General features: G+C 70.4%; 13 protein-coding genes. 6 read left to right on the plus strand and 7 right to left on the minus strand.

Translation table 11 applies throughout. From position 1 onward, the window contains the following. Positions 1–257: 257 nt before the first annotated feature. Entirely contained in the window at positions 258–1,484 is a 1,227-nt protein-coding gene (locus tag ACWCRD_RS35050) for a PucR family transcriptional regulator (RefSeq protein ID WP_450969754.1), read from the plus strand. On the opposite strand, the gene ACWCRD_RS35055 is transcribed toward ACWCRD_RS35050, so the two are convergent. Continuing rightward, positions 1,462–1,938 (minus strand): N-acetyltransferase family protein, encoded by a 477-nt coding sequence (locus tag ACWCRD_RS35055; protein WP_450969755.1) that lies wholly within the window; start codon positions 1,936–1,938, stop codon positions 1,462–1,464. The genes ACWCRD_RS35050 and ACWCRD_RS35055 overlap by 23 nt on opposite strands. A gap of 106 nt (positions 1,939–2,044) precedes the next feature. Here ACWCRD_RS35055 and ACWCRD_RS35060 point away from each other — a divergent pair, with 106 nt between their 5' ends. After that, positions 2,045–2,407 (plus strand): DUF1304 domain-containing protein, encoded by a 363-nt coding sequence (locus ACWCRD_RS35060; protein ID WP_450969756.1) that lies wholly within the window; start codon positions 2,045–2,047, stop codon positions 2,405–2,407. Then, positions 2,404–2,967 (plus strand): TetR/AcrR family transcriptional regulator, encoded by a 564-nt coding sequence (locus ACWCRD_RS35065; protein ID WP_450969757.1) that lies wholly within the window; start codon positions 2,404–2,406, stop codon positions 2,965–2,967. The genes ACWCRD_RS35060 and ACWCRD_RS35065 overlap by 4 nt, the downstream gene beginning before the upstream one ends. Positions 2,968–2,974: 7 nt before the next feature. On the opposite strand, the gene ACWCRD_RS35070 is transcribed toward ACWCRD_RS35065, so the two are convergent. Continuing rightward, entirely contained in the window at positions 2,975–3,307 is a 333-nt protein-coding gene (locus ACWCRD_RS35070; RefSeq protein WP_450969758.1) for a hypothetical protein, read from the minus strand. Positions 3,308–3,396: 89 nt separating this feature from the next. After that, the gene (locus ACWCRD_RS35075) at positions 3,397–4,356 is read right to left on the minus strand and encodes a GlxA family transcriptional regulator (protein WP_450969759.1); all 960 of its coding nucleotides are present in this window, start codon (positions 4,354–4,356) and stop codon (positions 3,397–3,399) included. A gap of 71 nt (positions 4,357–4,427) precedes the next feature. Between ACWCRD_RS35075 and ACWCRD_RS35080 the strand changes: the two genes are divergently transcribed. After that, a complete protein-coding gene (locus tag ACWCRD_RS35080; protein ID WP_450969760.1) occupies positions 4,428–5,378 on the plus strand; it encodes an NADP-dependent oxidoreductase in 951 nt (316 codons plus the stop codon). Position 5,379: 1 nt separating this feature from the next. On the opposite strand, the gene ACWCRD_RS35085 is transcribed toward ACWCRD_RS35080, so the two are convergent. After that, positions 5,380–6,486 carry an NAD(P)-dependent alcohol dehydrogenase gene (locus tag ACWCRD_RS35085; protein ID WP_450969761.1) on the minus strand — a complete coding sequence of 369 codons (1,107 nt, stop codon included), beginning with the start codon at positions 6,484–6,486 and terminating at the stop codon, positions 5,380–5,382. 44 nt (positions 6,487–6,530) lie between these two features. Then, positions 6,531–7,985 carry an aldehyde dehydrogenase family protein gene (locus ACWCRD_RS35090; protein WP_450969762.1) on the minus strand — a complete coding sequence of 485 codons (1,455 nt, stop codon included), beginning with the start codon at positions 7,983–7,985 and terminating at the stop codon, positions 6,531–6,533. 103 nt (positions 7,986–8,088) lie between these two features. On the opposite strand from ACWCRD_RS35090, the gene ACWCRD_RS35095 reads away from it, so the two are divergent. Both ACWCRD_RS35095 and ACWCRD_RS35100 read left to right on the plus strand, forming a co-directional pair. Next, the gene (locus ACWCRD_RS35095; protein WP_450969763.1) at positions 8,089–8,526 is read left to right on the plus strand and encodes a MarR family winged helix-turn-helix transcriptional regulator; all 438 of its coding nucleotides are present in this window, start codon (positions 8,089–8,091) and stop codon (positions 8,524–8,526) included. Between the two features lie 123 nt (positions 8,527–8,649). Continuing rightward, complete coding sequence (locus ACWCRD_RS35100; protein WP_450969764.1) at positions 8,650–9,030, plus strand: anti-sigma factor antagonist; 381 nt, start codon at positions 8,650–8,652, stop codon at positions 9,028–9,030. 6 nt (positions 9,031–9,036) lie between these two features. On the opposite strand, the gene tuf is transcribed toward ACWCRD_RS35100, so the two are convergent. Together tuf and ACWCRD_RS35110 are read right to left on the minus strand one after the other, a co-directional pair. Beyond that, positions 9,037–10,230 carry an elongation factor Tu gene (tuf, locus tag ACWCRD_RS35105; RefSeq protein ID WP_450969765.1) on the minus strand — a complete coding sequence of 398 codons (1,194 nt, stop codon included), beginning with the start codon at positions 10,228–10,230 and terminating at the stop codon, positions 9,037–9,039. A gap of 54 nt (positions 10,231–10,284) precedes the next feature. Beyond that, positions 10,285–11,238, minus strand: coding sequence for a ribose-phosphate diphosphokinase (locus tag ACWCRD_RS35110; protein WP_398959201.1), 954 nt, complete (start codon positions 11,236–11,238; stop codon positions 10,285–10,287). Positions 11,239–11,332 lie beyond the last annotated feature (94 nt).

Here is an 11,332-nt window from a genome sequence, read left to right on the forward strand (position 1 = left end):
CGTGAAGCACCACGGGACGACCGATCGCGATCGAGTCAACTCGCAGCGCCGCACAGGAGCTTATCGGGTTTGAACCCGAAAGGATCAACCTCGAACAGCCGACGGAAGTGAGGGTTCCATCACTCTCAGACAGCGACACACACATCGACAAATCCCTTTACGGACCTGCGAACTTGTCAGGTGATGACAATTAACCTGTCCATGACTGTCCGCCGTTGATAAGCCTTGACGGATTACCCACGGGTATCGTCGCGGCCGTGCCGAAGAGAGCCGCTGTGCCGGTGGAGGAACCGCGCGGTCCGTTCAACGCGTTGCCGGCAGGCCTGCACCACCACCTCAGACCGTTCTTCGCCGACATCACCGAGGAGGTCGTACGGGCGATCAGGACCGAGATCCCCGAGTACGCACGCCCCGCCGACGACACGTACATGCAGGGTGTGCACCGCGGCGTGGACCATGCGCTGCAGGGCTTCCTGGAGCGGATGGCGAAGCCGGACACGGACTGGAAGCCGGTGAAGGCGACGTATCAGCGCATCGGCCGCGGGGAGGCCGAGGAGGGGCGCAGCCTCGACTCGTTCCAGTCGGCGCTTCGGCTGGGCGCGCGGGTGACGTGGCGACGGGTCAATGCGCTGGTCGACGCGGATCTGCTGCCGCGCAATGTCCTGGCGGCCTTCGGCGAGGCACTGTTTCTGCACCTGGACGAGATGGCGGCAGCGACGACCGCCGGCTACACGGAGGCGCGGCTGCACGCGGCCGGTGAGCTGCAGCAGCGGCGTACCCGGCTGCTCGACCTGCTCACCGCGGATCCGCCGGCCTCCGCGGAGGCCATCGCGGACCTCGCGCACAGCGCACGCTGGCCGGTGCCGCGCGCGCTCGCGGTGGTGGCGATCGACCACCGCCCGCAGGCGGGCGGGCAGCCGATCGTGGCGCCGGAGTTCCTCGCCCGCTTCGACGTCCAGCCGGCCGTGCTGGTCGTCCCGGACCCGGAGGGGCCCGGCCGGGCGCGATCGGTGGCCGGAGCGCTGCACGGTCGGCGGGCCGCGATGGGCCCGACGGTGGCCCTGCAGGAGGGTGCGCGATCACTGCGCTGGGCGTCCGAGGCGCTGGACCTGGTGCGGCGGGGCGTGCTCCCGGGCGGTGAAATGGTGCGCTGCCAGGACCACTTGGCCACGCTGCTGCTTCTGCGCGACGACGCCCTGATCGACGCCATGACCGAGCACCGGCTGCGCCCGCTGGAGCAGGTGCGGCCGCCGCAGCGCGAGCGCCTGGCGGAGACCCTGCTCAGCTGGCTGCAGTGCGGCCACAACGCCAGCGAGGTCGCCGTCCGGCTGGCCGTGCACCCCCAGACGGTGCGCTACCGCATGCGCCAGCTGGACGAGCTGTTCGGCTCCCGACTGCACGACCCGGCAGCCCAGTTCGAGATGCAGCTGGCCCTGCGCGCCCTGGAGCTGCGCCGCGGCGCTACAGGGACTGGCGCAGGGTGACCGTCATGGCGGTGAAGCCGCCCCGCTCGTAGAAGCGGATGGCGTCCGCGTTCGTCGCGTAGGCGGTCACCTCGGCGTACTCGGCTCCCTGCCGCCTGGCCCAGTCCAGGAACTCCTCCACCAGCCGGTCTCCGGCGCGGGCGCGCCGGTGCTCGGGTCGGACGTGGATGCTGACCAGGGTCGCGGAGGTGACGGTCCGCTTCTCCGTGGGCCCGGTGACGGATCCCGTCAGGTGTCCGACGACCTGTCCGCCGTGCTCCACCGCGAGGACGAGTCGCGCCGGGTCCTCCAGGGCCGCGGCGAACGACTGCGCGCCGTGCTCGCGCGGCCAGTCGACGTTCACGCTGCTGTCCCGCGTGCCGCCGTCCTCGGCGAACAACCCGGCGCTGGAGGCGACGAGGCCCGGTATGTCCTCGGCGCGAGCGCGCCGCACGATCACCTGTCGGTCAGTCATGCCCGCAGGCTATCGGCGGGCACTGACAGTGACACTTCCTGGACACCTGTCCCGCTATAGTGGACACCTGTCCAGGAAGTCGAAACAAGAATGACGGAGCCTCGCAATGGAAACGGTCGCGAACATACTGGTCGGTCTGGTGGCCGCCCTGCACGCCTACATCCTGGTGATGGAGATGTTCCTGTGGCAGAAGAAGCCCGGGCGCGCGCTGCACGGCTTCGACCGCGAGATGGCGCGGGCCACCGCGCCGATGGCCGCCAACCAGGGGCTCTACAACGGCTTTCTCGCGGCCGGTCTGGTCTGGGGTCTGATCGCGGCGGACCCGACGGGCTTCCGCGCCCAGGTGTTCTTCCTGTGCTGCGTCGTGGTCGCAGGCGTCTACGGCGCCCTCACCGCCAACCGCCGCATCCTGTTCGCGCAGGCGCTGCCCGGCGCGCTCGCCCTGGCCGCCGTCCTGATCGCGCAGTGACCCGCCGCGCGCCCCATGACCCGCGGGCCGCGCGCACCCGGGCGCGGCTGCGGGAGGCGCTGCTCGCGGAGTGCGCCGAGCGGCCCCTCGCGGAGGTGGGGGTGGCGGCGCTGGTACGGCGGGCCGGTGTCGGACGGGCCACCTTCTACGTCCACTACGACGGCCTGGAGGCGCTGGCCGTCGACGCCTGCGCGGACGTGGTCCGGGAGGCCGTGGAGGCGCTGCACTCGTGGCAGGGCCGCCCGGACCCGGTGCATGCGCCGCCCGCGCTGGCCGAGTTCTTCGCCTCGCTCTCCCCGCATGCCGGCCTGTACCGGGAACTGCTGACCCCGGGCGGCGGCGGCCCCCTCGGCGGGGTGCTGCACCAGGACCTGCGCGCCTACAGCCTCCGCGAACGCGAACGAGCGGGCGCGGCGGACGCACCGCTGGTCGCGTCGGCGGTGGCCGCCACCTTCGCGGGCGTGCTGGCCGACTGGCTGCACGGCCTTCTCGAGGGTGACGCGGCTCACATCGCCGACGACGTCTGGCAGTTGCTGGTCGCCCTGCACGCGAGCCGGTGACGGCGGCTCACTTGCAGCCCATGCCGGCCTTCACCAGCGGCCAGGCCTCGACGCCGTCGGGCGTGCGGGCGTACGCCCTGCCCGGATCGCCGGTGAGCCACAACTGCCGGTCGTGGACGCGGTATCCGGTGTCGTGGGCGTAGGCGGGCATCCGGACGTCTCCGTCGTACGGAGAGGTGAGCATGCCGATCCCGGAGTAGGCCCTGAGGCCCTCCTTGGGCGTCCCGCCGCCGTCGTCCTTGCTCCATGGGGCGCTGCCGCCGCCGGAATAGATCTGCCCGTCACACTCCAGCGCCCGGCCCGCCGATCCGCAGAGCACGAACGCTGTCCTCGTCGACATGCTTCACGGGTACGGACAGCGGCCCGCTGTAGGGCGCCTCGGGAAACCGTGCCACGCGTTTGCTGTGCCGGCCGGCGGAACGTTCGCGTCTAGCGGGCGGCGGTCTGGAAGGTGCGCCGGTAGGCCTGCGGAGAGACGCCGATCGCGGCGTGCAGATGCTGGCGCAGGGAGGCGCCCGTTGCGAAGCCGACGCGGCCGGCGATCTGGTCGACGGACAGGTCGCTGGACTCCAGCAGGTGCCGGGCGCGGATCACGCGCTGCTGGACGATCCAGCGGCCGGGGCTGAGGCCGACCTCCTCGTTGAAGCGGCGGGCGAAGGTGCGCAGGCTCATCCGGGCGTGCGCGGCGAGGTCGGACAGGGTGAGCGGTTCGTCGAGGCGTCCGAGGGCCCAGGCGCGGGTCGCGGCGGTACTCGCGGCACCGCTCTCGGGCACCGGCTGCTCGATGTACTGGGCCTGGCCGCCGTCCCGGAACGGCGGTACGACGCAGCGGCGGGCCACGGAGTTGGCCAGCTCGCTGCCGTGGTCGGTGCGCACGATGTGCAGGCAGACGTCGACGCCGGAGGCGGCTCCCGCAGAGGTGAGGATGCGGCCGTCGGCGACGAAGAGGACGTCCGGGTCGAGGTCCACGTGCGGGTAGCGCCGCCGGAACGCGTCGGTCACCTGCCAGTGCGTGGTGGCCCTCCGGCCGTCCAGGAGGCCCGCCGCCGCGAGGACGAAGGCAGCCGTGCAGATGGAGACGATCCGTGCCTGCGGGCGGATGAGGGCGAGGGCGGCGGCGAGCTCCGCGGGCAGTTCGGTGGGGATGCGCGAGGGGGTCATGGAGGCGACCACCACCGTGTCGGCCGTGGCCAGGATCTCCGGACCGTGCTCGACTCCGATGGTGAAGTCGGCGCAGGTGCGCACCGGTTGGCCGTCGACGCTGCAGGTCAGCACCTCGTACCGGCCGTCGGCGGCGCCGAGGATCCGGCTGGGGATACCCAGCTCGAAGGGGTACACGCCGTCCAGGGCCAGCACCACGACCCGTTCCACCTGCCGCTCACCAGTCATGGCACGATCTTATCGAAGGTTGGCAATCGTGCCATTTTCTTGTCGGTCGGACCCCGGCAGGCTGGGTGACCATGAGCGATGTGAACACGATGCGAGCCATCAGCCAGGACGTCCTCGGCGGTCCCGAGGTCCTGAAGGAAGTGCAGTTGCCGCGCCCCGAGCCGCGTACGAACGAGGTGCTGGTCCGCGTGCGCGCCGCCGGCGTCAACCCGACCGACTGGAAGCACCGCGCGAACGGCGGTTTCCTGGGCGAACCGCCCTTCGTCCTGGGCTGGGACGTCTCCGGCACGGTCGAGGCCGTCGGGATCGGCGTGGCCCGGTTCAAGCCCGGCGACGAGGTCTTCGGCATGCTGTCGTACCCGTTCGGCCACGGCTCGCACGCCGAGTACGTCACCGGCCCGGCGCGCTGGTTCGCGCACAAGCCGGCCTCGATCGACCACACCCAGGCGGGCGCGCTGCCGCTGGTCTCCCTGACCGCCTGGCAGGCCCTGGTGGAGTACGCCGACGTCCGGCCGGGACAGCGGGTGCTGATCCACGCGGCGGCGGGCGGGGTCGGGCATGTGGCCGTGCAGATCGCCAAGGCGCGCGGCGCGTATGTGATCGGTACGGCGAGCGCCGGCAAGCACGACTTCCTTCGAGAGATCGGGGTGGACGAGGCGATCGACTACCGGGAGACGGACTTCACCGAGGCCGTGAAGGACGTGGACGTCGTCCTGGACACCATCGGCGGGGACACCTCGACGAACTCGCTGCGCGTGCTGCGTCCCGGCGGGATCGTCGTCTCGATCCTGCCCGTCGGTTCGGAGGACTTCGACGAGGAGGCCGAGCGGCTCGGTGTCCGGGCGCTGCGCATGCTGGTGGACGCCTCGCACAGCGGCCTCAAGGCGATCGCGGAGCTGGTGGAGGCGGGGAAGCTGCGCCCCGCGATCGCCGGCACCTTCCCCCTTGCCGATGCCGCCGAGGCGCACAGGCTCGGCGACACCGGCCGGACCACGGGGAAGCTGGTCCTGACCGTCGACTGAGTCAGAACGTCAGCACGGGCTTGATCGCCTTGCCCGCGCCCATGTCCCGCACCGCCTGGTCGATGTCCGCGAACGGATAAGTGCTGATCAGGCGGTGCAGCGGGAGCCGTCCCTCCTTCACCAGCCGCACCAGGGACGGGATGAAAGACTGCGTCTCGGCGTCGCCCAGGGTGAGGCCGACGACCTGCTTGCCGCCCAGCAGCCCGTTGACGTCCAAGGCGACTTCGCTGCCGAAGGGCGGGGCTCCCACGACGACCAGCGTGCCGCGCGCGGCGAGCGCGTCGACGCCCTGGCGCAGCACGGCGACGCTGCCCGTGGTCTCGACGACGCCGTCGGCGCCCTGGCCGCCGGTGATCTCAGCGAGTGCCTCACCGAGGTCGGCCTCGCCGACGTTGACGGTGTGGGTGGCGCCCAACTCCTTGGCCAGGGACAGGCGTTCGCCGACCCTGTCGACGGCGACGATACGGGTGGCGGGGGTGAGCGCGGCGGCCATCACGGCTGACAGGCCGACGGCTCCTGCGCCGAGGACGACGATCGTGCTGCCCGTCACGGGCTTCAGCACGTTCCAGACGGCGCCCACTCCGGTCTGCACGCCGCAGCCCAGCGGTGCGATCGACTCCAGCGGTACGTCCGCGTCGACCTTGACGAGGCTGCGCTCGTCCACCAGCGCCCGCTCGGCGAAGGAGGACTGGCCGAAGAAGTGGCCGCCTAGTGGGTTGCCGTCCCGGCTGATGGTGCTGGTGCCGTCGGCGCGGCGGCCGCCGATCAGGTTCAGCGGCAGCCAGGTCGCGCAGTAGGCGGGGTGGCCGCCGTGGCAGTTGCGGCACTCCCCGCAGGAGGTGAAGGACAGCACGACGTGGTCGCCGGGCGCGATGCCGGTGACGGCCGATCCGACGGCCTCGACGACACCGGCGCCCTCGTGGCCGAGCACGCCCGGCAGCGGGAAGGGCAGACCGCCGCTCGCGACCCCGAGGTCGGTGTGGCACAGACCGGTGGCCACCATGCGGACGACCGCCTCGTGAGGTCCGGGCTCGTCGAGCTCGACGTCGGCGAGGGTGAAGGGCGCTCCGCCCGACTCGACGACCGCAGCGCGGGTGGGGATGGACATCGTACGAACTCCCTTGGTTCTCGGGCGAGTTGAGCCGTGTGGGTTCAGTCGAGCGAGACGACGACGGACTTGACCTTGGTGTAGGCGGCGAGGGCCTCGGGCCCGTACTCACGGCCGAAGCCGGAGTCCTTGACGCCGCCGAAGGGCACCGCGGGGTCGAGCATGGCCCAGTCGTTGATCCAGACGATGCCGGCCTGGAGGCGGTCGGCGATGCGGTGGGCGCGGGCGAGGTTGCTGGTCTGGATCCCCGAAGCCAGGCCGTACGGCGTGGAGTTGGCGAGTTCGACGGCCTCGTCCTCGCTGTCGAAGGGCTGCACGGTCAGGACCGGGCCGAAGATCTCCTCCTGGACGACCCGGGAGTCGTTGGACAGGTCGGCGATGACGGTGGGCCGGTAGTAGTAGCCGCCGTCGAGGTCGAGCCGTTCGCCGCCGCAGACGATGCGGCCGCCCTCCTTGCGGGCGATGTCGACGTACTCCTCGACCTTCTTCAGGTGCTTCTCCCCCGCCATCGGTCCGACGACGGTCTCGGGGTTGCGCGGGTCGCCGACCGGTACGCCGGGCACGGCCTCGGCGAGGATGCCGAGCAGGGTGCTGTGGACGGGGCGGGCCACCAGCAGGCGCGGACCGCCCATGCAGAACTGGCCGGTGTTGAAGACGAAGGCCTTGATGATCGCGCCGACGGCCTTCTCCAGGTCGGCGTCCTCGAACACGATGTGGGCGGCGTTGCCCCCGAGTTCCATGGTGACGGGCTTGAGGGCCTCGCCCGCGGTGCTCGCCACATGGCGGCCGATCGCGGTGGACCCGGTGAAGGCGACCTTGTCGACCCCACGGTGGCGCAGCAGCGCCTCGCCGGCGACCGGGCCGGTGCCGGTGACGACGTTCACGACGCCGTCGGGGACTCCCGCCTGCTGGAGCAGCTTGGCCATGTACAGGGCACTGAGCGGGGTCTCGTCGGCCGGCTTGTGCACCACGGTGTTGCCGGCCGCGAGGGCGGGGCCGATCTTCGAACCGGCCAGGATCAGCGGGAAGTTGAAGGGCGTGATCGCGGCGACCACGCCGATCGGCTCTCGCTTGGTGTACGCGAGCGCGTTCATCGGGGTGTCGCGGACCGCGCCGTCCAGGGAGTAGGCGAGGGCGGCGAAGTGCTCGTAGTCGTTGGCCGCGTTGGTGATGTCGACGGCGTGGCACAGCGAGATGGGCTTGCCGACGTCAAGGCTCTCCAGGTGGGCGAGTTCGTCGGCGTTCTCGCGGATCAGCTCGGCGACGCGGTGCAGGATCCGGCCGCGCTCGCGGCCGCTCAGCCCGGACCAGGCGCCGCCGTCGAAGGCCTCCCGGGCGGCGCGCACGGCCGCGTCCACGTCGGCGGCGCCCGCCTCCGCGACGGTGGTGACGACCGCGCCCCGGGACGGGTCGACCACTTCGGTGCGCGCTCCGTCGGCGGCCTCGCGCCACTGGCCCCCGACAAACAGCCGTCCGGGTTCGATCTCGAAGGCGGTCATCACCACTCCTCAGCCTCATTGCCAAGCTTTCAACAAACAGGATTCCTGTTGGTTCGCAGTCTCATTACAGACAGGTTTCCTGTCAATGCTCTAGTCTGAACTCATGCTCGACACCCAGGCGACCAAGACGTCCCCGTCCCTGCTCTACATGGTGAAGCAGGTGGAGCTGGTGGTGCGCTCGCACCTGGACGAGCTGGTCAAGCCGTCCGGGATCACCGCGCTGCAGTACACCGCGCTCACCGTTCTGGAGCGGCACGACGGACTCTCGGCCGCACAGCTCGCCCGCGACTCGTTCGTCACCGCCCAGTCCATCGCCGATCTCGTACGGTCCCTGGAGGGCCGCGGGCTGGTGCGCCGGGAGCGCAATCCACGCAACCGGCGCGAGCTGCTGATCCTGCTGACGGGCGCCGGGCGGGAGCTGCTGGAGCAGTTCGCGGCACCCGTGCGGGAACTGGAGGAGCGGATGGTCCGGGATCTCACGGCGCACCAGACCGAGCAGTTGCGCCAGGCACTCTCCAAGGCCTGGCACGCACTGTCGTAGGCCGGTCACGCCCCCCGCAGGAGTCCTTCATCGCAATTCGAAGACATATGTCAATCGAACATGCTCAAATTCACTCCACCGAGGGTAACTTGCAGGGCGGAGCAGGTTGGAGGCGATGTCGTCGTGCACCAGGAGCCCGCACCGCTGACCCGGCATCTGCGTGTCCACCAGGACCGGGGCCATACGGTGCTGGAGTTCCGCGGCGAGATCGACATCGCCGCGGCCGTGGAGATCGCCCCCGTTCTGGACCGGGTGACGGCACGCCCCGAGGTCCGCTTGGTGATCGACCTGCGGCCGGTCGACTTCTTCGACTGCTCCGGGTTACGCCTGCTCTACCGGGCCCGCGCCCGGGTCCTCGACCAGGACGGCGAGCTGCGGCTCGTCTGCACGCACCCGCTCGCCCTGCGCATCATGCGGGTCACCGGACTGACCCGGCTGCTGCCCGCACACCCGACCCTGGACGCGGCCCTGGGACAGCCCGAGGCCACGTCCGAGTCATTATGACGCTCCCTACCTGAGGATCTTGGTGACCTGACCCGCGCCGACCGTCCGGCCGCCCTCACGGATGGCGAACTTCAGGCCCTCCTCCATGGCGATGGGCTGGATCAGCACGACATGGATGCTGGTGTTGTCGCCCGGCATGACCATCTCGGTGCCCTCGGGCAGGGTCACCACACCGGTGACGTCCGTGGTGCGGAAATAGAACTGCGGGCGGTAGTTCTCGAAGAACGGCGTGTGCCGGCCGCCCTCGTCCTTCGACAGGATGTACGCCTGCCCCTCGAACTCCGTGTGCGGGGTGACCGTGCCGGGCTTGATGACGACCTGCCCGCGCTCCACGTCCTCGCGCTTGACGCCGCGCAGCAGCAGTCCGACGTTCTCCCCGGCCCGGCCCTCGTCGAGCAGCTTGCGGAACATCTCGATGCCGGTGACGGTGGTCTTCGTCTTCTGCTCGTGGATGCCGATGATCTCGACCTCGTTGTTGACGTGCAGCACACCGCGCTCGATCCGGCCGGTGACGACGGTGCCGCGGCCGGTGATGGTGAAGACGTCCTCGATCGGCATGAGGAACGGCTTGTCCACATCCCGCTGCGGCTCGGGGACCGCCGTGTCGACGGCGTCGAGCAGGTCCAGCACCGACCGGGTCCACTGCTCGTCGCCCTCCAGGGCCTTGAGGGCGGAGACCTTGACGACCGGGACGTCGTCGCCGGGGAACTCGTACTCGCTGAGCAGCTCGCGCACCTCCAGCTCGACCAGTTCCAGGATCTCCTCGTCGTCCACCATGTCGGTCTTGTTGAGGGCGACGACGATGTACGGCACGCCCACCTGCCGGGCCAGCAGCACATGCTCCTTGGTCTGCGGCATGGGTCCGTCCGTGGCCGCCACGACCAGGATCGCGCCGTCCATCTGCGCCGCGCCCGTGATCATGTTCTTGATGTAGTCCGCGTGTCCGGGGCAGTCGACGTGCGCGTAGTGCCGGCGCTCGGTCTGGTACTCGACGTGGGCGATCGAGATCGTGATGCCGCGCTGCCGCTCCTCGGGCGCCTTGTCGATCTGGTCGAACGGCGTGAACGGGTTCAGGTCGGGAAACCTGTCGTGCAACACCTTGGTGATGGCCGCCGTGAGCGTCGTCTTGCCGTGGTCGATGTGACCGATCGTGCCGATGTTCACGTGCGGCTTGGTCCGCTCGAACTTCGCCTTCGCCACTGCAACCCCTCCTGAGCATCCCTGTGATGCCGAGCGTTGCTCGCTACCTCATGTCTATTCGCTTCGCGGCGCGTCGAACAGGGCGCTGACGGACTCCCCGTTGTGAATGCGTCGTACGGCCTCGGCGAGGGCGGGGGCGATGGACAGGATCCGCAGCTTCTCGGTGCGCTCGTCCTCCGGGACCGGCACGGTGTTGGTGCACACGATCTCCAGTACGTCGGGCTGCTCGCCGATCCGCTTGAGCGCCCCTGCCGCGAACAGGCCGTGCGTGCAGGCGACGCGGATCGACCGCGGACCCAACTCGCGCAAGCGGTCGAGGAGTTCGAGGACGGTGCTGCCCTTGGCGATCTCGTCGTCCAGGACGATGACGTCCCGGTCGGTGACCTCGCCGATCACGGAGCTGATGGACACCCGGTCGTCCGCGTACCGCTGTTTGGCTCCCGCGGCGACCTGGGCGCCGATCATCCGGGCGAAGGCGGCCGCCTCCTTGGCGTTGCCGAGGTCCGGCGAGACGACGGTGGTGCGGGACAGGTCGTACTGCCGGAAGTACGCGGCCAGCTCGCGCCGGGCGTGCAGATGGTCGACCGGTACCGAGAAGAAGCCGTGCACCTGCGGCGAGTGCAGCGTCATGGCGAGGACACGGCTCGCGCCCGCCGCGACCATCAGGTCCGCGACGAGACGGCCGCCCAGGGAGATCCGGGGCGCGTCCTTCTTGTCGGAGCGGGCGTAGGAGTAGTGCGGCATGACCACGGAGATCCGCGCCGCCGACGCGCCGCGGGCCGCGTCGCACATCAGCAGCAGTTCCACGAGGTGTTCCTGGACCGGGCGGACCAGCGGCTGGATCAGGAAGACGTCCCGTTCACGGCAGTTGGCCTGGAGCTGCACCTCCAGACAGTCGTTGGCGAAACGGCTGACCCGGGTGGGGCTCAGTGGCACTCCGAGATGCGCGCAGACCTCCGCGGCCAGGTCGGGGTGGGCGCTGCCGCTGAACACGGAGATGTCTCGCACGATCCGCTCCTCGCGTGATCATTCCGGGGGACGGGTTCATGCTACTGAGCGCTCCTGACCGCGGAAATTCGGTTGCGGTGCGCCACCGGCCGCG

This window comes from Streptomyces sp. NPDC002092, from assembly GCF_053593775.1.